This window comes from Oceanobacillus alkalisoli, assembly GCF_021556485.1.
Lineage (GTDB): Bacteria > Bacillota > Bacilli > Bacillales > Amphibacillaceae > Oceanobacillus > Oceanobacillus alkalisoli.
This window is the reverse complement of the sequence record NZ_JAKGBW010000002.1, coordinates 12381-37779: the sequence shown is the minus strand read 5'-3', so window position 1 is coordinate 37779 and position 25399 is coordinate 12381. Positions and strand designations below refer to the sequence as shown.

24 protein-coding genes, 1 other RNA gene, 1 pseudogene and 1 other annotated feature are annotated in these 25399 nt (G+C 41.3%); of the genes and pseudogenes, 5 read left to right on the top strand and 21 right to left on the bottom strand.

The genetic code is table 11. The annotated features are described in order from the left end of the window. Positions 1–8: 8 nt before the first annotated feature. The 17 genes and pseudogenes from argC to LZD48_RS02280 all read right to left on the bottom strand — a co-directional run. Positions 9–1049, bottom strand: a complete 1041-nt coding sequence (gene argC / locus LZD48_RS02360; protein WP_235761131.1) for an N-acetyl-gamma-glutamyl-phosphate reductase — start codon at positions 1047–1049, stop codon at positions 9–11. 770 nt (positions 1050–1819) lie between these two features. Continuing rightward, positions 1820–2779 carry an alpha/beta hydrolase gene (locus LZD48_RS02355; RefSeq protein WP_235761130.1) on the bottom strand — a complete coding sequence of 320 codons (960 nt, stop codon included), beginning with the start codon at positions 2777–2779 and terminating at the stop codon, positions 1820–1822. A gap of 121 nt (positions 2780–2900) precedes the next feature. Then, positions 2901–4016, bottom strand: coding sequence for an ABC transporter permease (locus LZD48_RS02350; protein WP_235761129.1), 1116 nt, complete (start codon positions 4014–4016; stop codon positions 2901–2903). Then, complete coding sequence (locus LZD48_RS02345) at positions 4013–5275, bottom strand: ABC transporter permease (RefSeq protein ID WP_235761128.1); 1263 nt, start codon at positions 5273–5275, stop codon at positions 4013–4015. Before LZD48_RS02345 ends, LZD48_RS02350 begins: the two co-directional genes overlap by 4 nt. Positions 5276–5286: 11 nt before the next feature. After that, the gene (locus LZD48_RS02340) at positions 5287–6219 is read right to left on the bottom strand and encodes an ABC transporter ATP-binding protein (protein WP_235761127.1); all 933 of its coding nucleotides are present in this window, start codon (positions 6217–6219) and stop codon (positions 5287–5289) included. Between the two features lie 696 nt (positions 6220–6915). Further along, positions 6916–7731, bottom strand: coding sequence for a cytochrome c oxidase assembly protein (locus LZD48_RS02335; protein WP_235761126.1), 816 nt, complete (start codon positions 7729–7731; stop codon positions 6916–6918). Positions 7732–7823: 92 nt separating this feature from the next. After that, positions 7824–8459 (bottom strand): response regulator transcription factor, encoded by a 636-nt coding sequence (locus LZD48_RS02330; protein WP_235761125.1) that lies wholly within the window; start codon positions 8457–8459, stop codon positions 7824–7826. Beyond that, positions 8456–9541 carry a sensor histidine kinase gene (locus LZD48_RS02325; protein WP_235761124.1) on the bottom strand — a complete coding sequence of 362 codons (1086 nt, stop codon included), beginning with the start codon at positions 9539–9541 and terminating at the stop codon, positions 8456–8458. Before LZD48_RS02325 ends, LZD48_RS02330 begins: the two co-directional genes overlap by 4 nt. Positions 9542–9568: 27 nt before the next feature. Beyond that, positions 9569–10405, bottom strand: a complete 837-nt coding sequence (locus LZD48_RS02320; RefSeq protein WP_235761123.1) for an SAM hydrolase/SAM-dependent halogenase family protein — start codon at positions 10403–10405, stop codon at positions 9569–9571. A 63-nt stretch (positions 10406–10468) separates the two neighbouring features. Then, positions 10469–10718, bottom strand: a binding site (T-box leader). Between the two features lie 86 nt (positions 10719–10804). Then, the gene (locus tag LZD48_RS02315; protein ID WP_235761122.1) at positions 10805–11188 is read right to left on the bottom strand and encodes a hypothetical protein; all 384 of its coding nucleotides are present in this window, start codon (positions 11186–11188) and stop codon (positions 10805–10807) included. 148 nt (positions 11189–11336) lie between these two features. Next, positions 11337–11523, bottom strand: a non-coding RNA gene (ssrS, locus tag LZD48_RS02310) — 6S RNA. 351 nt (positions 11524–11874) lie between these two features. Beyond that, positions 11875–12399, bottom strand: coding sequence for a hypothetical protein (locus LZD48_RS02305; RefSeq protein ID WP_235761121.1), 525 nt, complete (start codon positions 12397–12399; stop codon positions 11875–11877). A 9-nt stretch (positions 12400–12408) separates the two neighbouring features. Continuing rightward, complete coding sequence (locus LZD48_RS02300; RefSeq protein WP_235761120.1) at positions 12409–13167, bottom strand: hypothetical protein; 759 nt, start codon at positions 13165–13167, stop codon at positions 12409–12411. A gap of 82 nt (positions 13168–13249) precedes the next feature. Further along, positions 13250–13471, bottom strand: coding sequence for a hypothetical protein (locus LZD48_RS02295; protein WP_235761119.1), 222 nt, complete (start codon positions 13469–13471; stop codon positions 13250–13252). Between the two features lie 363 nt (positions 13472–13834). Next, a complete protein-coding gene (locus tag LZD48_RS02290; RefSeq protein WP_235761118.1) occupies positions 13835–14095 on the bottom strand; it encodes a hypothetical protein in 261 nt (86 codons plus the stop codon). A gap of 13 nt (positions 14096–14108) precedes the next feature. Next, positions 14109–14591, bottom strand: coding sequence for an OsmC family protein (locus tag LZD48_RS02285; RefSeq protein ID WP_235761117.1), 483 nt, complete (start codon positions 14589–14591; stop codon positions 14109–14111). Between the two features lie 226 nt (positions 14592–14817). Beyond that, a pseudogene (locus tag LZD48_RS02280) lies at positions 14818–14964 on the bottom strand (GntR family transcriptional regulator); the annotation flags it as partial. A gap of 212 nt (positions 14965–15176) precedes the next feature. On the opposite strand from LZD48_RS02280, the gene LZD48_RS02275 reads away from it, so the two are divergent. From LZD48_RS02275 to cydS, 4 genes are all read left to right on the top strand, one after another. Continuing rightward, a complete protein-coding gene (locus LZD48_RS02275) occupies positions 15177–15953 on the top strand; it encodes an NRDE family protein (protein WP_235761429.1) in 777 nt (258 codons plus the stop codon). Between the two features lie 479 nt (positions 15954–16432). Continuing rightward, complete coding sequence (locus tag LZD48_RS02270) at positions 16433–17779, top strand: cytochrome ubiquinol oxidase subunit I (protein WP_235761116.1); 1347 nt, start codon at positions 16433–16435, stop codon at positions 17777–17779. Beyond that, positions 17776–18789 (top strand): cytochrome d ubiquinol oxidase subunit II, encoded by a 1014-nt coding sequence (locus LZD48_RS02265; RefSeq protein WP_235761115.1) that lies wholly within the window; start codon positions 17776–17778, stop codon positions 18787–18789. Before LZD48_RS02270 ends, LZD48_RS02265 begins: the two co-directional genes overlap by 4 nt. Before the next feature lie 5 nt (positions 18790–18794). Continuing rightward, the gene (gene cydS / locus LZD48_RS19195; protein ID WP_438822739.1) at positions 18795–18908 is read left to right on the top strand and encodes a cytochrome bd oxidase small subunit CydS family protein; all 114 of its coding nucleotides are present in this window, start codon (positions 18795–18797) and stop codon (positions 18906–18908) included. 341 nt (positions 18909–19249) lie between these two features. Here the strand turns inward: cydS and cydC are convergent, their stop codons facing one another. From cydC to LZD48_RS02245, 4 genes are all read right to left on the bottom strand, one after another. Continuing rightward, entirely contained in the window at positions 19250–20965 is a 1716-nt protein-coding gene (gene cydC / locus LZD48_RS02260; protein WP_235761114.1) for a thiol reductant ABC exporter subunit CydC, read from the bottom strand. Then, positions 20962–22692, bottom strand: a complete 1731-nt coding sequence (cydD, locus tag LZD48_RS02255; RefSeq protein WP_235761113.1) for a thiol reductant ABC exporter subunit CydD — start codon at positions 22690–22692, stop codon at positions 20962–20964. The genes cydC and cydD overlap by 4 nt, the downstream gene beginning before the upstream one ends. Positions 22693–23440: 748 nt before the next feature. Continuing rightward, positions 23441–23659 (bottom strand): YdbC family protein, encoded by a 219-nt coding sequence (locus LZD48_RS02250; protein WP_235761112.1) that lies wholly within the window; start codon positions 23657–23659, stop codon positions 23441–23443. Positions 23660–23671: 12 nt separating this feature from the next. Then, positions 23672–24106: a universal stress protein gene (locus LZD48_RS02245; RefSeq protein WP_235761111.1), complete on the bottom strand. Its 435-nt coding sequence runs from the start codon at positions 24104–24106 to the stop codon at positions 23672–23674. 162 nt (positions 24107–24268) lie between these two features. Here LZD48_RS02245 and LZD48_RS02240 point away from each other — a divergent pair, with 162 nt between their 5' ends. Further along, on the top strand, positions 24269–25309 hold the full coding sequence (locus LZD48_RS02240) for a C45 family autoproteolytic acyltransferase/hydrolase (RefSeq protein ID WP_235761110.1): 1041 nt from the start codon (positions 24269–24271) through the stop codon (positions 25307–25309). Positions 25310–25399: the final 90 nt, after the last annotated feature.

Sequence of the window (25399 nt, the reverse complement as noted above, 5' to 3'; positions counted from 1 at the left end):
TAACCCTCCTATGGATACATTGGAACGGCTGCGAGTCCAAGGTCTTCTTCCCAACCATTCATGAGATTCGTATTTTGAATCGCCTGGCCGGCTGCACCTTTCACAAGATTATCAATCGCCGCAGCAATGATTAATTGATTACTTCTTTTGTCCACCCATATTCCGATATCACAGAAGTTACTTCCCTGCACCGCTTTTGTTGCCGGGAACTGTCCCTCTTCTAAGATACGGATGAATTTAGCTTCTTTATAATAGTTTTCATAGAGTTCGATTACTTCTTGCGTCGTTATATCTTGATTTAGATTTGCATAGATCGTACAAATCAATCCCCGTGTCATTGGGATGAGATGGGTTGTAAGAATCGTTGTTACCTGCTCATCGATTGTTTTGGACAAATATTGTTCGACTTCAGGTATATGCTGATGTCTGCCAATTTTATATGGTAATACATTATCATTCGTTTCTGGAAAGTGCGTCGTACCGGTTGGTGTCCGTCCTGCTCCGGATACACCCGTTTTCCCATCAATTACAATTCCTTTTGGGCTAATGATCCCTTTTTCAAGTGCTGGAATTGTTCCGAGTAATGCAGATGTCGGAAAACAGCCCGGATTCGAAATGATTTTCGCTGATTGAACTTCTTCTTTATAAATTTCTGTTAAGCCGTAAACAGCTTGCTCGATTGTATCCTGGGGTGCTGCTTCCTTCCCGTACCATTCCTCGTAAGCATCACGGGAGTCTAATCGCAAATCTCCGGATAAATCGACAATTTGCACATCGAGCTCTTGTAATTCCGGTACGATTGTTTTCGCCACGCCCGCTGGGGTCGCGATAAAGACAACATCTACTTCAGCTTCTAAACTCGTAGTATCCAAATCTACCATTTTAATCTCGGGAAGATTTTTCAAATGCGGGTAAATTGATGAAAGGACTTCACCACTTTGGGAATGGCTAATTACCTTTGTCACTTCTAGTTTGGGGTGGTTATGCAGTAACCTGATTAATTCAATCGCCCCGTATCCCGTTCCACCTATGATTGCCGCTTTCTTCAATTTGAACAACTCGCTTTCTAAAAATTAATTATTCATTATTATACATAGTTGTGTATAAATATGCAACGGTAATTATAAAAATAAATAAATATTTTATAATAGGAATGAATTTCATAATTACCAAAGTCGGCTTTTCCATCACCATATGTAGTTGGGAACGAACCAACTCAACTACATATGGTGATGGGAAAGCATTAAATACGTATTATGAAATTCATGAATAGGACTACCGATTTCATAAAGCGTAAGTGTGCCAAACTCGCGGAAACTTTCTACTGGAGGTCCGCAGTCCAGACACCTCTCGCACCTGCTGGGCGGCTGGTGAGCCTCCTCAGGTTGAGCATTAAGGGGTCTCACCAAGCCTATCCTCCCGCAGGAGTCTCGAGGTGTCTGGCCTGCTCCTAGGAAAAACCTAATTTGGAACGCTATTTATTATTCCAAAGATATAATTTTATCGTCACATGGCACTAGAATAAATGATATTAATAATAATTATACCTACCAGTTCAGTTGCCCGGTGGAAGGTAACTCCTGCGGGAACAGCACGAGCCTGGAGACCCCTTAGTGCTCAGCCCGAGGAGCTCTAGCAGTGCCTAAGGATGCGCATCCGTCCACCGGGCAACTGAACGGCGATTAGAGAGCAAACCATGAGAACGTGCAAAACACTTACGCTGTATGAAGGTAGTAATCAGCACTATAAAAAACTGGAACATAGCTATTCTAATTAGGATAGAATAGTTATATTCCAGTCTTATAGGTAAACTTATCTATTAATAAAGATGTTTATCAAAAAAGCCGTTCATGGCGCCCAGGTATCCCTCGCGATCGAGGACGATGGATTCGCCGTGGTTCGCTCCGGGTACGATCAGCATCTCCGTATCTGTTTTTGTATGTTCAGCAAGTGCTTTTGTCATTTCGGTTGGAACGAAGGTGTCGCTTCCACCGTGAATGTAAAGTATTGGCACTTGCGCCTTTTCAACCTGCTCTAGAGCAGATGCTTCTTTCAATGAATAACCTGCTTGTAAATCCGTTACCATCCCCATTGTCGGAAGGATCGGGAAGCTCGGTAGATTAAACATACGATCCAGCTGATAATCAAATAAATCGTAGACACTTGAATACGGACTGTCCGCTACGGCAAGCTTCACATTATCTGGCAGATCTTCTCCAAGCGTCATTAAAACCGTTGCCGCCCCCATTGATACACCGTGAAGTATAATTTCAGTATCTTCACCGAGCTCAGCAATGATTCGGTCAACCCAAGCGACATAATCAAGCCTGTCATGCCAACCGAAACCATAATAATCCCCTTCACTTAAGCCATGCCCTCGGCTGTCTGCGGTAAACATATTAAACCCAAGTTCTTCATAATAATATTGACCAAACAAAGCCATGTCCCGAGCACGCCCAAGATAACCATGAGCGAAGACAACCGTCTTATTAGTCGGTTCTTCCGCTTCTAAAAAATAACCTTGAAGTGTAAGATTATCAAAGGATTCCATTTGCCAATATTCAAAATCCTGGGTATCGGCCCAAGAGCGCCAATCCCCTTTCGTAAATACATCCATCGCCTCAGCTGAAACTTCCAGATCTGCGTTTCCACTCAAGAATTCCTTTGTTCCCCGTTCAATCGCCAATTTATAAAAGAACACCCCAGCTCCAACATCCAATATCACTAGAATGACAAGTAAAATTCCGACAATTTTCAACCAACGCTTCTTTCTCTTCAAACTCTTGCTCCTCTCACTTTCTATTAGTCTATTATATAAGAAAAAGAAGGTATCCGCCACACCTCCATGGCAAAAACCTTCCATTTATCGTTGATTGTTTTGAAAGTGTTCAAAAACATATCTAAATATGTCTTTTTTCCATTAAATGAATGCCAACTCCCATGAATATAACTCCCATTAAAATGAGTATGCTGACCGGCATAAGAATCTCTTCAAATGGAAGATTATATAACACAAGATTGTTTAGTGCTTCCATCCCATATGTGAGTGGATTAATTTTTGACAGAGCAAGTAATATGTCTGATTGAACAACTTCAAGTGGCCAGAATGCGCCGCCAATCATTGCCATACTAACGGATATAATTGGCAAAACTGCATTGAACTGCTGAATGTTTTTCACAAGTGCTGTGACGAATATACCAAGCGAGACGATTGTAAATGTGTAAGCGAGCATGATGAGCAAGATTCCTGCGAGCTCCCCGTAAAAATCAACCCCAACAAAATAATGAAACACGGAAAAAATAATGATAATTTGCAGATATCCCTCAAAGAAGCTGTACACTAAATTGGCGAGATAGATTTCCCACTTTTTCAATGGGGACAAAATCATCCGATCCCAAATACCTTCTTTTTTCTCAGTAAGAATCGGCAGCACATTATAGCCAATCGTATAAATGACAAAAAATAAAGTAAAACCAAATATCGCATGCAGTCCCTGGTCAAATTGATAGGAGTCTGCATTTCGGAAATTATCATTCGTAATCTCGAATAAAGGTTGATCCATCGCTTCATGATAAGCAGTTAAAAATGCTTTCTCTTCAGCCGCTGTCTCACCTTGGAATAATTCCAGAACTTGACTTTCCCGAATTTTTTCCGTATAGATATCAGCAATCGTCTGTTCTATCAACTGGACATTCGGTGTTTCCACTCGGATGAACATTTCATAACCGGCTTCCTCCATGATAATTCCTGCTTCAGCTTCACCGAGACGGACAATTTCTTTCATATCCGCTTCTTCCTGCCATTTGAAATGGTAAACTTCATTTCCCTCAAGTGCCTTGCCAATGCTGCCCGTCCGCACTTCTTCTGCACCAGCGACAGGGACTGTAATTTTCTCTCCATTTCCGCCTGTATATCCAATAATTAATGTAAAACCAATCGACATGACGGTAAATAATAGGAAAACCCATGGATTACGAATAAACGTAGTAAATTTTGCTAGGAGAATCCCCCTCATGATGCAGCCCCCCTTTTCGGATAGCTGATGACTCCAATGATAATCGCTCCAATAGCAAAGCATGCAATAAATATAAGATGGTCTGCATTGTCAGTGATCGATTCTCCGCGGAGAATGCTAAGATAAGCAGACATCGCCGCTCCGTTCGGTGTGTAATCGCCCAGTTTTCCCAAGAAAGATCCGGTACCGGACGGAAAGAAACTACCACCAAGAAAGGCAAAAATCGTGACGACAACACCGGAGAAAAAGCTAATAATCTGTTCTGAATTACTCCGAAAACTGATTGCCGTTAAGAGTACAGCCAATCCGCCAACTGCGAGTGTAAAGAAAAATGTGATGACAAGAAAAGCTGTCAAATCGGGCCAAGTAACATCAAATGCGAAATAAGCGAAAATGAATACAAGTATCGCTTGAATCCATGCAAAAATCAAAGCAGTAAGCAAAATCCCAATAAAATAAACCCATCTAGAGAAATCAGCAATAATCATCCGGTTAAAAATATGTGATTGTCTCTCTCGAAACGCATATTGTGCAATCGTTGTTGCCATAAATAATACATTCATGACAATCATTCCAATCGTATAATATGCTTTCGCCGACAAGGGTTCATGGGGACTGACAGAAGAAACTTCTTGCGTGATTTCGGCTCCCTTTTGTTGTAATTGTTGTGGGTCGATTCCGTTATTGCCAAGAAATGTTCCAAGCGTAAATTCTTCTTGGTACATCGCTACAATTTGTTCAACGATATTACCGGCAATTTCCGAACCTGCTTTGTAATGAATGATTGCTTCCGGATTCATTTTCTCATCCAGCAAAATGTTCTCTAATAAATCAGCTGAAAAGTTTTCTGGAAACTCGAGAATCGCCGCATAGGAATCATCTGCCTTTATCGCATCCATTTCCCGAGCGTGAGCTTCTTCCACGATGATCATATCATTCAGTTCCTCACTCCGAAGCACTTCTTTAAACATTTCGACCGGAGCGAGAGAATCTGTTACCGCGGCAAACGCTGCGATGATTTCATCTGGTAAGTCACCATTTTCTAGTTCCGTTAAAAAATTTTCTACTTGAATTTCTTCATCTTCATGCTCGATAATTGCAAGTTTAAACGTAAGATCAATCTCTCCGCCATCGATGAGATTTCCTAAAGCATTTCCTAGAATTGTAATTAGGATAATCGGCAAACCAATCAATAATACGATTTCTACTGGATTACGCAGGAACTGGAGATATTGTTTTTTTATCATTTGGAAAATCATGTCCCTACCTCCTAGTCCCTTAAGGCTCTGCCCGTTAAATGCAGAAATACATCTTCGAGCGTCACCTGTTTTACATCAACAGCCCGTAACTGGACGCTTGTTTCTTCGGCAAGATGGGCTAATTTCGAGAATATGGCTACATCCTTCGAAACAACGAGCACAATCTCATTGCCCTCCACTTTCATTTGATGAATTTGCGGTTTTTCCTGTAGTTTCGTGATAAATGATTCATTCCAATAATCTGCTTTTAGGTAAATCGTATTTTCCGAAGCAAGAATTTGCTTAATCTCATCTTTCGTCCCAGAAGCAATCAGATTACCCTTATCCATAATGTAAATCCGATCACATAAATATTCGACTTCCTCCATATAGTGACTCGTGTAAAGTACTGTCATCTGTCGTTCCTTGTTTAATCTTTTCACCGTTTGCAAAATATAGTTCCGGGATTGCGGATCAATACCGACAGTCGGTTCGTCCATGATGAGAATCTCTGGATCATGCAGCATCGCAACCCCGATGTTTAGACGTCTTTTCATCCCTCCGGAAAAAGTTTTGACTACATCTTTTCGCCGGTCAGCAAGACCGATTTGTTCAAGAACTTCACTAATTTTATTCTTCAATTTTTCCCCTTTTAACCGGTAAATCCTTCCAAAGAACTTCATATTTTCTTCTGCTGACAAATCTTCATAGAGCGCAATTTCCTGTGGAACAATTCCGATGATTTGCCGTAAGCTTTTCGGGTTTTTAATCATGCTTTTATTCCTAAATTTAACATCCCCGCTCGTCGGTTCAAGCAGCGAGGAAAGAATAGAGATTGCGGTTGATTTTCCAGCTCCATTTGGACCTAGCAACCCGACAATTTCTCCCTTTTCGATATACATATTCATGTTTTTAACAGCTTTCGTCTGTTTATACTTCTTCGTTATATCAATCAGTTCAAGCATAGATGCACCTCCTGTTATCAGTGTAAGATGAATAGAGTAGAATTGAAACTACCCGGAGTCACTTTATCACCATGACCTCCGTCACTTTTTTTAATTTATAACTCAACTTTCGCAGTCTGAAATAGTGGATCGCTTTCATTCAGCGTAAGTGTGCCTAACCCGGAAACTTTCTACTGGAGAACCGCAGTCCAGACACCTCCCGCACCTGCTGAGCGGCCGGCAAGCCTCCTCGCGCTATCGCGCTGCGGGGTCTCGCCAGGCCTATCCTCCCGCAGGAGTCTCGAGGTGTCTGGACTGCTACCATGAAAAACCTAATTTGGAACGCTATTTAGTATTTCAAAGATATAATTTTATCGTGACATGGCACTGGAATAAATGCTATTAATAATAATCATCCCTACCAGTTCAGTTACCCGGGGGACGGTGACTCCTGCGGGAACAGCACGAGCCTGGAGACCCCTTAGTGCTCAGCCCGAGGGAGCTCTAGCAGTGCCTAAGGATGCGCATCCGTCCACCGGGCAACTGAACGGTGATTAGAACTCTAGTCTAGAGAATGAGCAAATCACTTACGCTGAATGAAAGCGACGGGCACTTGATAAGAATGGTTTGCTTTCCTATTTTAGGTGTGAAAGTTGAATTATCATAATGGAAAAACAAAAAACATCACTTTCTACCATCGAAAGTGATGTTTTACCGTTAGTTTTCTTCACTATATTTTGGTGCCACGAACAAGGCAATACCAAACAGAACGAGCTGACTGATTAAGAGCATGATTCCGCCTTGCATCTGCTCTTCCGTTGGGTTGAATGGTAGAAGAGCCGCAGCAAACTCTGGCGGCACTTCCCTTATATTGGGCATACAGACAGCAAGGGATTGCATGAACAGCTCAACATCTGTATAAACAAGATAGAGGCTCTCTTTGTTTAGAAGCAATATCAGACTATACGGCACAAAGAAAAGAACCGTGAGGATCGTAAAGGTGCGTTTTTTCTTCGCGTTTAAAAATTTGGATGATATGATCGGCATCCATAAGAGAATTCCTGCAATCAGCAACGCAAGCATAAAAAAATAATTAATATATAAATCCAACCGCGCGAAATTAAATACACTTGCAATATGATAGCTATAAAAAAGAATGAAGAAGATTAGGAATCCAACAACTGGTTTCGTTAAAAATTCGAAAACTTTATCCAGTATTTTAATTCTCCGTGCTCGTTCAAATATCTCCGTTTTAAACCCGATAATAATTAAGGGCGGTGCAACAAGCAATAATAATACGAGCTGTAAAATATGATAGCTGAACTTAATCCTTGCAATTACGTTAATCGGGCTGCCGAGTGCTGCAAATACAGCTAGCATACCAAGTACGAATGTGACCTGCTTCCAAATCGGATACTTTTTATCCTGAGGCAGAAGTAAAAAATAAATAATAAAAATAAAGCCGATATAAATAAGTATTCCGCCATTCCAAAGGGTGGAGTAATGAAATTCATCCAGTATAATCTCCAGCATAGATTCACCTTCCCTTGTGAATTTATGCATTTAGTATAGCGTACTTTTCTAAAACCTTACGCATGAACTTCTAACAAACTCATGACAACTCGTTATGAAATATCATGCTTCACCGCATAGATAGCAAGCTGTGTACGATCACGTAAACCTATCTTTTGCAGAATCGTCGTAATATAATTTTTCACTGTACCGACGGATAAATAAAGTTCAGCTGCTATTTCCTTATTTGTCTTACCTTCGCCAACAAGCTTTGTAATGAGCAGTTCCCTTTCTGTAAGTTCGACTTCAATCTCTGGCTTTTCTGTCCGTTCAAGCAACCTGGGCAATACTTTTGCCGCTACTTCATCATGCAGGGTCAATCCGCCTTTCATCGCACTGTAAACAGCTTCAATCAATTTCTCCGGAGCTGCCGTTTTTAATAGAAATGCACTTGCACCTTCTTTTAGTGCCTCGTAAGCATACGCTTCATCATTAAACGTCGTGAGCATAAGAATCTTTATGTCGGGGAATTCATTGCGGATGATTCGGGTTGCCTCAATCCCATTCATCACCGGCATCCGGATATCCATCATAACAAGATCGATTGCATTCTTGCGGACAATATCAATCGCTTCTTTTCCATTGGTTGCCTCTTCGGTAACGTTTATTCGCTCGTCCTGCTCTAAAATCATCTTTAACCCCTGCCGGACAATTCTTTGGTCCTCCACTAATAATACCCGCCACTTCATTTGCTCTCTCCTTTCGCTAGCTTACCAGATACGATAAAATGGTCATCCGTTTGATACACCTTAAGGCTCCCATTTATCTCTTCCACCCGTTCTTGCATATTTTTCAGGCCAAACCCAATCGTAAAACGTTTTCTCTCTTGGATCGGATTGGAGATTTCAAATAATATATCACCGGTTGCAGTTCTGCTCAACGCGATATGAGCATTTTTCTTATCACTATGGCGCATAATGTTTGTCAGGGCCTCCTGAATAACTCGGTAGAGCACGACACTCATTTCATTTGTAATCGGAATGGATAACACACCTTGATTCAGCGTGAATTGAACAAGTAAATGACTTTCTGCCTCCAGCTTGCGAATCAAGTGGATAACCGTCGCGATCCCTTCGCTTTCCTCCGTTTGTAATGCTTTCACTGCTAAACGGGTATCTTCCAGACTTTCTTTCGCCATCTGTTTCAATTCATCATATGTAGGATCTTTTTGCTGAATCGATAACATTTCAAGACTCATGATCAATGCAGTCAAGCGGTGCCCGACCGAGTCATGAAGATCCCTTGCAATCCTCGTTCTTTCCTCTAACCTCGCATTATTCTCTGCTGTAAGATGGAGACGTTTCATTGTCCGGTACTCACCGAGCAATTCCTCATAAATTTCCCGTTGCTCTCCCCTTTCCACATTCATCTGGTTGACAGTAAAGCTTAGAATACCAATGAAGATATAAAGCACGATTCGCTCCATCGTCAAGTCATCTGGCAAAACTAGTAAGAATAGAAGCATACTTGCTTGAATAAAGAGGATGATCAGGTTCTTTTTTTCCAGACGAAAAGCTGCATCCAACACAATGTATAAGAGCAACAATGCAGTTACTATCCCTTCCTCGGTGAAAAAGTATCCATGAACCGTAAGAATAATGAACTGAGCAGTATATTTCCAGATAAGAAAACGAGGAATCGTTAGCAAAAAATAAATCCCGAGCGTAACAGCAAAGGCAAAAATTGAAACTGCCTGAAATGTACTGTTAAAGCTGATTTCATACAGCCATAATAAGCTAAAGCTCATGATTCGAATCCAAAATATCTTCATCGTCTCACACCATTTAAGGAAATATGTTTATTTTTCAATCGTAATCGTCCAATTCACCCCAGAACGAATATGGTAGGCATCTGCAAAGGAACCCTGATTAATCGCTACTCCTAGATTATCAATAGAATTCACAAATAACAATGGTTCACCAAGGCGTCTGTCTGCGAATGACCGATCAAAGGTAATTAAATTTTTATATACTTTCGTTCTGTTATGTTCAATCGTCACTTCAACTGCATCACCGTAATCGATGCCTGCTTGTTTAAAAAATTCACGGTTAATATTTGTCCATAGATTCCCAAACCTGCTATCGAGTATGTCAATATTTCCGTGAATGACACCGTCTAAGTATGTCACTTGGGGAATTTCGAGCTGCACCACATCATTAAGTGAAAGTTCCGGGCCGACTTCTTCAAAACGAATGACACCGGCCGCGAGTCTTGCTCCGGTAAAGGCATATACATCACGACCATGGAATGTATAGGATTCACCAGAACGAGGCAGACGATTGACGTTTTCATCAATAACCCGAGCCGCAACTATACCTGTACTTTTTGCAAGGTGAGTTAGAGTTCCATTATTCGGTGTCACGATATAATGCCCGTCGGCCGTTTTTGCAACAATGCTTAGGCGTTCCGTTCCTACCCCGGGGTCGACAACGGAAATGAACACGGTCTCTTCTGGCCAGTATGCAACCGTCTGGTATAAACGATACGATGCTTCCCAAATATTATATTGCGGGATTTCATGCGTCAGGTTGGATATTCTGAGCGTTGGATCAACAGAAAAAGCAACCCCGTTCATTGCGCTCACTGCCCCGTCATGCAATCCGAAGTCTGTTTGTAATACGATATGTCTTTTCAAAAGAATCGCCCCTTTATCATCTTTTATTTCAGATATAAAAAAACCCATGTCAATATCACAATTGATAAGGACGTGGGTTTATGTTCGTGGTACCACCTTATTTCGCTAGATGTTCACACAGCTAGCCTCATGAAGTACAATGTATATACTTTAGTTTTGGTAACGAGTTGCCAACTCGGCACAGCCTACTAGATTACGTTCAGCCTGCAGCTCGGAGGCCATTGTTCGTGACATCAATTTTGCTTCTTTTCACCAGCCGAAGCTCTCTATTCAAAAATTGACTATCCTACTTTTCCCTCTTCTTCGCTATTGTTTGCTTTTTCGAATTACTGTTATTATATGCAAAAGACAGAAACAATGCAAGAAAATGAAAGACATGACGAATTTACGAATAAAGTGTCATGTCCCTTCCTCTTTTTTCCGTTTTAATTTTTGAATCTGTTCCTGTATTTTTTTATATTTCAATTTAACATCTGGTGATTGGACAAGGTAGATAACTAGACGAACGGTTAGAAATAAGAGCCAGCTAATAAGATGAATATGAGTAACAAGCGTAGCCCAAGCCCACATATTTCCAGCCCCTACCTGTTCCATCAAATACGTATATGCACCGGTTTCCGTTTCCCGCTGCGCAACCACAAGCAGCGCAAGAAGAGGTGCAAGCAATGCAAATATAAGGGATAATACCGCTGGTATGCGGTACTGGTTTCGTACCCAAAAGACGATTCCTGTACTGAGTGCAAGCACAATAAAAATGATGTAAAAAGTTAAAAAACCACCCATAATCCCACTCCCAACATCTGTAAAACGCTCTCTATTTCTATAATTCGATTATAGGTGGTGAAATCTGTTCTGTCCATGGTTAGGAATGAGCATTTTTTACAATGAAAAGGCTGACCTCCATAAGGAAATCAGCCTTTTATAATATGTAGGTACAGCCACAATTGCCGTATTTCTGAAATAAAAAGTTTTAAACCACCACTTTATTCAAGTGGGTGTTTGCAGAAGCCTTCCTGTCTTCCGTTCGGTGACGGCACGACATTCCAACCTCGATATAAAACTCCCTATTCAACATTTAGAGGTTAAAACTTAATTCCATACGAACATTGCAGCTTGTAATCATATTCTATACCTTCTATTGAATAAATGCAATGGTAAAAGCTTACTTTTCCTAATTTAGATGTCTAAATCCAATAATATCAAGGTTTCTGATAACTCCCATGGCTAAAACCATGGGGTTCTTTGGGTTAGTGGAGACTCGCCACCAACAGCACACTTCTTAGGGCGACCTTATCAATCTTTCGGTTCGAGGTTGCCATCCCTACCCTGTTGCGCTTTTCCAAAGAAGTTCGTGGGGCTAGAACGTCTCGTTCGGTGCTACTCCGACTGGCCAATGAAGACCGTTCGTACACTTGCGACACCCACTCAATTATTAGAGTCGGCAACGTTGTCATTCCGACTAGTCTGTTTTAAGCGATATACCAACGCATTTGCTTGTTGCCGTGTTGCTTTAATCTTGCGACTTCTTGATGATGAAGAGCGACGAAGTTATGCCATCCACGGTTACACAAATCGATGTCTATGGCATCTAAAGTATCGACGGTGTTCCCAATGAGGAAAGCACTATACAGATCACGTTGGATACGTTCACCTAGAATATTCTCATTCCAACGTTCGCTTAGATCTTTATTGTGATAGGTGCCGGTTCCATGATGGAACTGGCTTGCTTTGACTTCGACCGTATTAATTTTCTTGATTTCTCTTCCTTGATAATTTAGTTTTCGGTCAATTACCCCCATCAACATAGCAGGCGCTCGATTGGCTATGACCCTACCGTAGCGCTTTTTCTTGTTGATTCTTCCATTCTTCTTGTTCCGTGTGGTTTTCTTGGCTCGTTTTTGAAGCCCTTGCATGCTGATCGTTTCTACACGAATATCTGAACCTAATGAGAGAACATGGTTAGCGAGGGTTTCATGCGACTGTTTTCGTTTCACCGCAAACTTTCAATGCAGATCTTTGCGGCTCGTCTTTAGTCGAAGATAGCGTTTCGAGAAGTGCCAGGCTAGCTTCACGCCACGCTTGAGGGTGCCGTCTTTGTTGTAGTTGTTTGGATTGGTTGCTCGTTTGCTTCTGTCCATTGCTCGTTCAATCTTGCGAAGCTTCTTGTTATCTGCCACACATTCGGGCGCTAATTCATGCAGCTCCACGTTTTTCTCACTAGAAATAGCGAGCGTACTTGTCCCGACATCCAGTCCGACACGTTTTGTTTCGTCACCAGAAACGATACGGTTTTTCTTCCATGACTTATCTGGCGGAAAACCTTCTTGTACAAGTTGAGCAAAATAGCGAACCTCCCCGCGAATTTCCCTAGTGATTACACGTACATATTTGGTTCGATTATTTAATGCAACCTGTGCATAATAGTCGTTGCGCTTGATTATAAGCGGTACCCTAATGGAACCTTTCTTTGGCTGAGAAACAGGATTTACCTTGGAAACTCGTGTCTGTTTCCCCCAGATGATAGAACCATCTTCGTAGCGCAACCCAGTTATATTTGATTTGTTTCCAATGGAGAAATCATCCGACCAGCGTTTAAAGTTTACCTTTTTCGCCTGGCGGTATTGGACTTTTGGGATTGCTTGGAAAGCTCTCGTCGCAAGTTTTTGTGCTTCAAACGAGCCGATGTTCTTGGCAAATTTCGCTTGCATGGGTGCGACAAAGGCATGAAGTTGATATTCTGAATATCCGTAGCTTTGTTCCATCGCATGGATTTCATCGGTCAGTCGTTTATATTCACGCATGATTTCTTTTTCTTCCGCTGTCCGTTCATTTGTCTTCTTCGCTTTAGCGGAGTGGTACTTGGCTGATGGCTTGTTTTGTTTTTACGGTCATTCGATAGGTCTTATCCGCAAGAACGGCGCGCAAACGTTTTTGAGCTTCCCCAAGGCAAGCATTATAGATATTTTTCCCGATACGCATTTTCTTGTCTAAAACCTTTCGATCATAAACAGTTGTTTTCATTTCTAGTTCTAGCACATAGCTTGGAGTCGCGTCTCTTCTTGCCATTGGGTATACTCCTTTCTAACATTTTTTTCTACTTTCGGTTGTCTTGGCTCTACGAAAATCGTTCATGTTCATAATCACACCATACCGAACATGCATTCGCGATATTTGTATGCTAATTCGACAATAAAAAGAACGAGAAACTAAAAAGTTCGGCTTACGACACCCCACAAGGGAGTGCCCCACTCCGAACTCACTATCATCCTCCCCTTAAAGGAGTGAGCCTTCTCGTTCGTAAGTTCTGTAATGATTCCGATCAAAAGCAGTCAAAAATCGCTCTGAATTCCGATACATGCCCATTCTCCTAGACTTTTAATACTTGAATTATGACAGACCAAAAATGGGACAGCAACTTTACTGTCCCATTTAAGCCATATAAATAACGAAGGCGATAATCGAGAGAACCGTAGCAATGACATATATCCAAGACATGATTGGCACATTACTGGTCCAGGAAGATTTTTCATATTCCAAGGATCGCTGCATTTCGTCTTCTATCGTCTGACCACTTTCTTTATATGCTTTTTGCTTTTTTTCTTCTTCTTTCAAAACACGGTACGTAAGAATGGTTGCAATAACACAGACGATTGTAATTAATCCAATTGTAAAAGCATTAAATTCAAACATCGCTTCTCCCTCCTTAATCAAGGTCCATTATGACCTGGTCTCCCCCATTCAATGAATAGCTTGCTTTTAATTCCGCATTTAACGAATAAGAAACAGCACAATATTTATTTAGCGATAATTCGATTGCCCGGTACAATTTATCCTCTGGAATTTCGCCAATTACGGTGTAATGCAAATAAATATCCCTATAACGGCGCGGATGACTTTGTGCTCTGTCCCCTTTGGCTTCGACATGGAAGTCTGTTGGGACAAGCCTCATTTTTTCCAAAATCGCAATAATATCAATTCCAGTGCAACCAATCACCGTTCCAAGTAGCATTTCCATAGGAGCAGGTCCACGACCTTCCCCGCCAAACTCTGGTAATCCATCTGTAATCAGTTGATGCCCAGAAGGGGTTACCCCAGTAAAAGCCCGTTTCCCTTCCCATTTCATCTTTAATTCCACAAGAAGTCCTCCTCTTTTCAGTTGAAAATCCATCAGATCATTGAATTTCATAAGGAATTTCCTGCTTCTATTACATCATAAATGAATGGAAAATACTACACCTTCCCTCTGTTCCTTTTTTTAGTATCATATTTTTATTAAAGACCCAAGTTTAATCCATATAGATTAGCTTTATCTACTATAATTACTATTTCCATATTTGTGACCATCCATTTCAAAATATCCTGCCCCATCCAAATTGCATATAATCTCTCATCTTTTTCTCAGTCAATCACGCTATGAAGAGCTTCAGCAACTCATCATAAGCTAAGATAACCGTACTCCGGTTCACCCCCAACTGTTCAGACAATTTCCGTTCTGAAGGTAACTTGCTACCAGGCGGAAATTCACCGTATGAAACTTTGTTTTCTAGTTTCTCTACTATTTGTAAATATAATGGCTATTTACTTTTGCGATCAAGTTTCCACATAATTGTTGCCTTCTTTCTCTGTGAAAAAATCTTTATTAACAATTATTTAATCATTTGGCTTGTTATTAGCACTCCACTTCTTTGTCAGAGGAATGACTTTTTCTATACTTAATATTGGTAGACAATACTCACCAAGCGTATAATGAATTGATAAGAGGTGATTCGTGATGTGTTTAATCCATTTTCATTTAGGAAAACATCCTAATTATAAATTAATTGTCGCGGCAAACCGGGATGAATTTTACGGAAGACCAACAGAAAGAGCCCATTATTGGCCAGACGCCCCATTTCTTCTTGCAGGAAGGGATATGCTTCAGCAGGGTACATGGCTAGGAATTACGAAAGAGGGCCGATTCGCTGCATTAACGAACATTCGGGACCTGACTCTTGAGTCAGAAGATAAGAAATCGCGCGGACACATTGTCCGTGACTTTTTATCCTCTACGGACTCTCCTATTTACTTTCTTGAAAGGATTCGTAACGAACGAACTGCTTATGCCGGATTTAATATTCTTGTCGGTGATGCGTTTGGACTTTTTCATTATAATAACGTAGATGATATCATTATGGAAGTTCCAGCTGGAACACATAGTTTGAGTAACGCAACATTAAACACGCCATGGCCGAAAGTTGTTCAAGGAAAGGATAAATTAGAAACTTATCTTGACCATAACAATCGAGTAAACACGGATAACTTGTTCCACATTCTTGAAAATACAGAAGAAGCTCCTGATTCAAAATTGCCAAATACGGGAATAGAATTTGAACTTGAGCGGAAATTATCTGCCTCTTTTATTAAAACACCGGATTATGGTACCCGCTCGGCAACTGTTGTAGTGATTGACAAAAATCATAATGTCGTCTTCAAAGAAAGAACTTATACAAATGGAGAACTAACATCGGAAGAGAAATTCACCTTTAGATTGCCGATTTCAGCGAAATAAACTTATGATAATAATTACTGTTGCTTTTGTACACAATAAAGGTGAAGGCGTGCGGTTAGGGACGCACAAACTGTGCCTCCCAGGATGGAAGGTAGTTCGATGTCGCCCCATACGTGAGCGAACTTAATCGAACTTCCACTCTCTCTTTGAAATAAAGGAAACACAGCGACCAGCAGAAGCTGATGTTGACTTTCACCGCAAGGATATAAGGACGACTAAGCCTCACAAAGACCGATCGGCAAGTCTTCTTTATCGAGTGAAGGAGTATGAAGTTTGATCGGTCCTGCACGCTGGAACTGGACACTGGACACAATAAAGTAACGGGTTTTTTGAAAAATTGTCATAAGTAGATCGGTCTTTCATGTCGTTTATAAGCTACAATAGAAAGACGAAAATAGTTTTTACTATTGCTTTAGTAAAAACTGTTTTTCCTTATGTTCAACATTACACGAACCGACAGAGAAATGGAGGAAAAACATATGTTTCATGATCCTGTTTTCGCAAGTAGGATGCTCACTCTACTCACACTATCGTTTCATATTATTTATGCGACTATAGGTGTAGGGGTACCACTGTTTATTATGATTGCACAGTGGTTGGGAATTAAAAAGAATGATGATCACTACATTTTAATGGCTAGACGCTGGGCAAGAGGTTATATTATCACGGTTGCTGTAGGAGTAGTCACCGGAACCATTATCAGTCTCCAACTTGCCCTGTTATGGCCGAACTTTATGGAATTAGCTGGTAACATCATTGCTTTACCCTTATTTATGGAAGTTTTCGCATTTTTCTTCGAGGCTATTTTCCTTGGTATTTATTTATATACCGGAAACCGATTTAAAAATAAGAAGACTCATTTTTTCCTATTGATACCAGTTGTAATCGGTGCTGGGATGTCAGCTTTTTTCATTACAACAGTGAACGGCTTTATGAATGCGCCGCAAGGATTTGATATTGTAAATGGAACACTTGTTAACGCAAACCCGGTTCTTGCCATGTTTAACCTAGCATCACCTACAAAGATTGCTCATGTGCTTGCTGCATCTTATATGACGGCAGCCTTTCTATTAGCAACCATTGCAGCATTTAAACTGCTGAAAGGCTCAAAACATACGTATCACAAAAAAGCATTGCATATGACGATGAAAATTGGATTAATTTTCGCCGTTACCGTAGCAATAATTGGTGACTTCTCTGGTAAATATCTGGCAGAATACCAACCTGAAAAGCTTGCGGCCGCTGAATGGCACTTTGAAACGGAAGAAGGTGCGCCGCTCCTTCTATACGGAATACTGGATGAAAATCAAGAACCGAAATATGCAATTAAACTTCCATATGTGTTAAGTATTCTCGCTTTCGGAAATCCTTCATCTGAGGTAATTGGTCTGAACGAATTTCCAGCAGAGGAACAACCACCACTTGAAGTGCATTATTACTTCGACATTATGATTACGATCGGTATGGTGATGATTGCGCTATCCTTCATTTATTGGCTTGGAACACGAATGAAATATACATTTATTGAATCCAACTGGTTCCGCTGGCTCATCGTTTTAGGCGGTCCGCTATCCATGTTAGCTATTGAATCTGGTTGGTGGCTCGCAGAATTCGGTCGTCAACCGTGGATCATGCGTGGAATCATGACAGTCAGCGAGGCTGCTACCACAAGTGATTATGTTGGTTTAATGTTTGTCCTTTTTGCTATTCTTTACCTCATCTTAGGAATTGGAACGGTTGTTATTCTGCGTAAAATGTTCGCAAATAATCCGATAGAAAAAGAATTAGCGAAAGTTCAATCTACACAAGGTGGTGAGCAGTCATGAGTTTAGAAATATTAGGGATTTCCGTACTGTGGACCTTCTTATTCGGATATGTCATCCTCGCTTCGATTGACTTTGGTGCTGGATTTTTCAACGCGTATAGTATTTTGACTGGTAAAGAGAAAATCCTTTCAAAGGTTATTCAGCGTTACCTATCACCCGTATGGTCCGTAACAAACGTGTTCTTTGTATTTTTCTATATTGGGATTGTTGGATTTTTCCCAAAAACGGCAACTTACTTTGGAACAGTTTTGCTTATTCCAGGGAGCATTGCTTTAGTCTTAATGGCAATCAGAGGTTCTTACTATGCCTTTGAGTCTTACCGAGCGGGTCATAAAGGGTATGCCACGATGTACGGTATTGCGGGGCTTCTCATTCCTCCGGCTCTATCGGTTGTGCTTGCGATTGCTCAAGGTGGATTTGTCTCCATTGAAGATGGAACGCCAAAGCTTGACTATTTCGGGTTATTCACAAGTCCATTATCATGGTCCATCGTCGTCCTTGCCATTGTTGCTGTATTATACATTTCCGCAGTATTCCTGACGTGGTATGCAGATAAAGCGCAAGATGCTGACGCAAGAGACTTAATGCGGAAATACGCCTTAATTTGGGCTATCCCGCTGATCGTAGCTGCTTCAGGAATTATTATTGAACTCCGCTACCATAATTATATGTTATTCGAAAACTTGATGAATCTATGGTGGATGTTTGCTGTTTCCTTTGTGTTATGGGCTTTGACAACGTGGATTATTTGGAAGAGGAGAAACTATACAGCTGCATTGTGGCTGTTGGTCGGACAATTTGCCTTTGCATTCTTTGCATATGGTATTGCCCATTATCCATACTTGCTCTATCCACACTTGACAATTCATGAAGGTTTTACGAACCAAGCGATGGCTATTTCACTTGTTGTTGTATTCGTGCTCGGGCTCGCCTTATTGATCCCGTCCATCTATCTATTATTAAAACTGTTCCTGTTTGATGAAGAATATATCCAAGGTAAGAAGGAGTGAACGAAATGTTTAATGATTTTTTAATGTTTGTTGCTCCGGGATTAGCGATTATCATAGCCATCATACTTGCTTTTGTCGTAGCTGAAAAAGATGATGCATTTAGAGACGATAAAAAATAAAAAACGTGATTGCTCCTCGGGGCAATCACGTTTTTTATTATCATTCAAATATTAAAATGCTATCGATGACCAAATAAAATAGCTTTAGCCAGAGGCTTAGTCGCACTTATACCCTTGTGCTGAAAGTCAACATCAACTCACTCTCGTCGCCTGAGTTTCCTTTATCTCCCTTCCGGTAAAAAGGAGATTCGATTAAGTTCGCCCCTTCCTGGGGAAACATCGAACTACCTCCCGTCCTGGGAGGTACAGTTTGTACGTTGCTGCGACTACTGGATGTGCTAGTACAGGCGTTGCGAAACGAATCGCGAACCTAGCCTGTAAGGGCGCTTACGCCTTTGATCTTACCCATGAAAAACACTCTGTTCGATTTGTTTTAGTTCGTAAAAATACCCTTTTTGTTTCATTAATTGTTCGTAGCTGCCGACTTCAACGATTTGTCCTTCTTCCATGACGATGATCTGATCCATTTTTTCCAACCCGTTCAATCGGTGGCTGACAAGGATAAGAGTGTCATCTTTAGCTAACTCGAATAGTTCCCGGTAGATGCGAGTACTTGTGACGGAATCCATTGATGACGTAGGTTCGTCGAGTAACCAGAGATATGAGTTTTTAAGCATAGCACGGGCAATCGCCAGTCGCTGCTTTTCACCACCTGAAAGATTTGCACCTTTTTCAAGGACTTCATCATCCAGATTGAAATGACTTAATTCCACTTTTGCTAGTATTTCAACAAAACAACCATCTGTTGCGTGATCAGTCGCGATTTTTAAATTATCTCTAATTGTTCCATAGAAGAAATGGTTTTCTTGCAGAACAACATTTGCATACTTCCAAATACTTTCCTCATTCAGCTTTCTTATTTCTTCGCCGTTTATAAGAATATCCCCCTGAACCGAAGTGCCAAAGTTTAATACTAAACGAAGCAGGGTTGATTTTCCAGATCCGCTCGGTCCAACAATTGCTGTCCTGGAACCTGCCGGAAAATGTAAATCAATTTGAGTCAGAGTCTTTCTTTCTTCTTCTGAATACGTAAATGACACACTCTGAAACTTGATTTCAGGTGAAGAATCCAAGCGCAAATCTTCCTTTTCCTGCACTTCAGTCGGCTCATTTCCCACAACTGCTGATAGTCTTGATGCAGCTCTTCTGCTATCTTCCAAATGACTTGGGAAAATCGCCATCGATGTCGTATCTTCAAATACAGTAAGAGAAATCATTAACAACATCGCCAGGAAAATTCCATTCAATGTTCCTTCCGTAATCAAGTAGGCACCTATTCCCAGTACAGCGACTGAAACTGCGAGCGATACGAACGTATTTAATGATTCGCTATAAAGGTGATGGATTCTCGCTTTTTCCTGTTCACGTACATAGCTTTCAGCCATTTGGTTGAGCGTTTCTTCCTTTTCATCCATCCGCTGATAAATCTTTAAATCACGGAAACCGTAGAAGAGTTCTGTCACTTCTGTTGATAATTTCCCACGCTTTTCTCGTAAACCTTCATCTACCCGGCGTTGTCTTACTGCGAAAAATGCTGGCACAAGTACTGTTGTCAGTAGAAAACCTACAAAAATAACGATGGCATGCGCAATTGAAAAATATGCCGTGAAAGATATCGTACATAAGAATACGAGAAATAACACAATTGGCGGATAGAAAACCCGCAAGAAGAAGTTCTGCAGCGTCTCAACATCTCCTACAATTCGCGCGAGCAAGTCCCCGCTCCGGAACTTTTGAAAGATCTGCGGAGCGAGCGGCTCTAACCTTTCATAAAATGACACCCGTAAGTTACTGAGCATCGTAAACGTCCCTCGGTGGGAATAATAACGTTCCCCGTAACGACCGATTGCAGAGATAATTCCAAATAGCTTTACCGTACCAACAAGCACCATTAATGTATAGATTGGCGGGGCTAAAGCTGCTTGCGAAATCAAATATCCACTCGCCGAAAATAAACCAACAGCGGTAATCCCTCCAATAAACCCACAAATAATGGAAAGGATAATGTCTTTCTTTTCTTTAAAAAGTAAGCGAATCACGGTTGTTAAATCCTTCATCTCTGCTCACCTCCTTGCTCAGCTGAAACCATGGAACGGTAATCTGAATTTGTTTTTAACAAAGCTTCATGAGTACCTACTGTCACTACCCTTCCCGAATCAAGTAAGATAATTTTATCCGCATGCTTAATCGTGTGCAGTCGATGAGCTACTGTAATAATTGTTGCATGCTTTGCCAACTCTTTGATTGACTGCTGCAATATCCGCTCGGTTCGTAGGTCGAGCCCAACAGTCGGTTCATCAAAAAGAATGATGGAAGGCTGTTTTAAGAAAGCACGTGCTAGAGCGACCCGCTGTTTCTCTCCGCCAGAAAGTCCGCGTCCAGCTTCACCTATAGGAGTGTCATACCCTTTTTCAAGAGAAGCTATCAGTTCGGCAATTCCCGCTTTTTCTCCTGCAGCTTCTATTTCTTCTCTAGTCGCTCCCGTTCTGCCGCCAATCGCAATATTCTCTGCAACCGTTCCTGAGAATAAATAGGGGTGCTGAGAAATATAACTTAGTTCATTAAACCAGGAGGATTCATCATACTCAGAGCGAACTCTTCCATTCACGAGAATTTCTCCACCTGTATTCGCAACGAGACCAGCAATTACATGTAATAAGGTTGATTTCCCTGAACCGGTTTTGCCAATTATCGCGACCTGTTCATAAGGGGAAATGTCTACCGAAATATGATCTAGCCTAAACCCTTCTTCTTCATAATAGAAGCTGGCATCATGCAGTGCTATGGCAGGTGGCTTTCTTGCTTCAAGCGGATAACTTCCCCATTCTACTGGAAGATCTGGCAAGTCGAGTTCTTTCTGCAATTTATTAAACGCACCACTGCTCCCCCGGCCTGTATGGAATGCATTTCCAAGTTCTTTTAGTTTATTATAAAATTCCGGTGCAAGGATCAGCATTAGAAAACCGGTGAAAAAGGTAATGTTTTGAAAGATAATCAAGCGGATTGCAACTTCCAGCGCAATCAGTCCCATACTGAGCATGGAAATAAATTCAAGTGCGAACGAGTTTGCGAAAGCTGTTTTTAGAACGACCATTGTCGCATCTCGGAAGTTTAAACTGCTTTCTTCTATTTCCGCTTTTTGTTTTTTTGAGCGGCCATACAATTTAAGTGTCGTCAATCCTTGCAATGTGTCAAGAAACTTCCCTGAAAATGCTGCCATTTTATCGAGTTGTTCTTCCGACTTATCTTTCGTACTAAATCCAATGATTACCATAAAGATTGGGATAAATGGTGCCGTGATCACAATGATAATTCCAGTAGTGAAATGCTCGGTGAAAATAGTAATAAGCAACATAATTGGGATGATGAGGGACTGGATAACCTGCGGAATGTAACTGCTGTAGTAGTCATCTATCTCATCTACCGTATCCATTATGACACTTACTTTTTCACCGGATCTTCCATACATTGCGGTTTGCATATTCGTTTTGGAATATTTACGAAGCAGCTGACTTCTCAGTCCACTTTTCACCAATGCAGCGAGACGTACTCCGATTTTTCCATTGCCATAGTTAAATAATGTCCGCCCGAGTAATGCTGCGAGCAATAATGCAAGATATGGTAAAAGGTCAGCAAAAGCTGTTCCTTGTAGAAATGCTTCATTCACGATATACACAAGCAAATAGGCTTGTGCGATAATACTGGATCCGCTGAGCAGTGAAAATATAACCATCAGTATTAGCTTGCCTTTATGTTCTTGTGCAAGTTCTTTCCAACTATGCATATCCTATTCCTCCTTTTACTAAGAAGTGAAGTCTTTCACATAAGTATAACCGATTCATCACTTCCCAGTAAAACACAAGGGCTTTCGTTAACAAAGCTGTCGAAATTACAAAAACAACAACGTCATTTCTCCCCCCATATCAATCGGCCACTTTTAAAGTAAGTACATAGAAATCTATTTAATCAAAAGTTTTCAAACCCGATTGAATGCTCGTTTTCATATAGCGTAAGTGATTTGACCCGTTCACTCATTCAGAGCTCCAATCGCCGTTCAGTTGCCCGGGGGACGGATGCGCATCCTTAGGCACGGCCTCAGCCTCCTCGGAAGAAGGACACTTCCTGCGGGGTCTTCGGACACGTGCTTTTCCCGCAGGAGTCACCGTCCCCCGGGCAACTGAACTGGTTAGATGATTCTCTAAATAGAAATTGCTTCTAGACAATGGGGATTAAACTCCTGGAATATTAAACAGTGGTCTATATTCGGTCTTTCCTGGTAGCAGTCCAGACACTTCGAGATTCCTGCGGGAGGCCGGCTAAAAACGGTCACGTCCTGTGATCAACACCGGCATTAGAACTTCCTGTTCGGAGGTAAGCCTGGCGAGACCCCGTAGCGCGAGGAGGCTTGCCGGCCGCTCAACAGGTGCGGGAGGTGTCTGGACTGCGGACCTCCAGTGGAGAGTTTCGGAGGTTAACACTTACGCTGTATGAAAGGTATGGTCTGTTTCGAGCTGTGAAAGTTAAGTTAATATTTAATTAAAGTTTCCCAAACTTTCTTTTAGTTTAAGCACCTCTTCTTTTGTCAGGGTAACGCCTTTGCCCATTTTTTCATGTTCTGGTGCCCAGTCCCTTAAATCGTATTTTGGATCCCTTCCATTCCAGCTGACGAGATTGAGTTCTTTCGTCCAGCCTTTTGGTGATTCGGAAAGGACTGCGATTGTTTCGATGATTTCATATTGAATAGCCATCATTATTCCTCCTGCCTATTTAATAACTAAAACTTGGCTCGCTGCTCGTTGCACAATCGTGCCGCTCACACTCCCGAGGAAGAGTTTCTTTAAATTACTAAGTCCCCGGTGCCCGACAATAACCATATCAATTGCATGTTCCTCCACATAATCACAAATCGCAACACCAGGATTTCGTTGGGAAAAGTCGGTAATGATTTCAATGTGTACTGTGTATCCGGAAGCTTCTAATGCCTTTTTGATTTTCTCGAGCTTCGGGTAAATCATTTCCGCATCATTCATCGATAAGTTACCGCTCGCAGCCGTATTATTAGTCGTAATCCCTGGCGTCACTACCGTTACAATATAGAGCTGGGAATTTTCAACTAATTTTGCTTGAATTTTTGCTTCATCAATTGCTTTTCCGCTTAATGCTGACGTATCATAAGCAACAAGAATTTTGCGGACCATAGACTTTCCTCCCCTTCTATTTCTTTATTTTAACAGATAATTGCATATTTCTACAATAATCGCATGAACAGGAACCTTAGAAATGCAATTCATTTTCTTATTTGCACTGCTTCTAGTATGCTTCATTTAGATTGAATAATTGCAGATGAAAGGGGGTAAATAATGAAACAAGTTAGTAGTAATGTCATTCAGTTCCGCGGGAGCCATTATGACTTTGGTCGATTTCAAGGCAGTGAATTAGTTAACTCCCCAATCCTTACCGCTCGAAGAAGGCAATTGAAAAAACGAGCAAAACACCATTATATTGTTGATGAAGAAAAAATTAGACCCATTATCCAACACTTTAATCCCGGCATCTGGGAAGAATTGCTCGGTCTTGCTGATGCTCTTGAAATAAGCACGAAAGAAGCACTCCGCGAATTTGGAGGTTATTATTTCGAATACGGAAAGAGCGGTTGCTCGATTCTAACGGGAAACCAGTTCATGATTCGAAACTATGACAATGACCCCATCACTTATGAGGGTCGTTATGTACTTTATGCACCAACTGATGGCGGATATGCAACGATCGGCCCCTCCATGCAGATTACTGGACGGACGGATGGCCTGAATGAAAAAGGGCTTGCCATCGGTTACAACTTTATTAATAGACTTCGCTCAGATGATGGATTTATTTGTAACATGATTGCGAGACTCGTTCTTGAAGTTTGCGCAACCGTCGATGAAGCAATTGAAATGCTAAAGGAAATTCCCCATCGCCACTCCTTCAGCTACTCCCTCGTTGACGCAACTGGAAAAACACTTGTTGTTGAAGCCTCTTCAAGCGAAGTTGTCACGAGAATTGGAACAGTCTGTACGAATCACTTCGAGAAATTAACAAAAGAGAATCGATACCGGATGGATGATTCCTTACGCCGTTACGAGGCAATGGCTACTCAACAAGCGGAAATTGGTAACGTGTACGATGCATTCCGTATATTAAATGATACAGACAAGGGAGTTTTCTCAAAAAATTATGGAGCCTGGGCGGGAACCATTCATACAGCAGCATATTTACCGGAGCATATGCAAGCTTGGATTGCCTTTGGCAGTGACCGCTTGCCACTTATTTTTGATTTTAAAAAGTGGCTTGCCGGAACCAGTGTAAATGCTAAGCAAATCAAGGGGGAGCTTGAATCGACAAATGGATTTATCAACGAATAATTGATCTCTTTTCCTCCATTCCTTCATTTATAGTTCCTTTTTTATTAATATATGGTATATTTTAAAAAAGGAATTTTAGTGTGGAGGAGA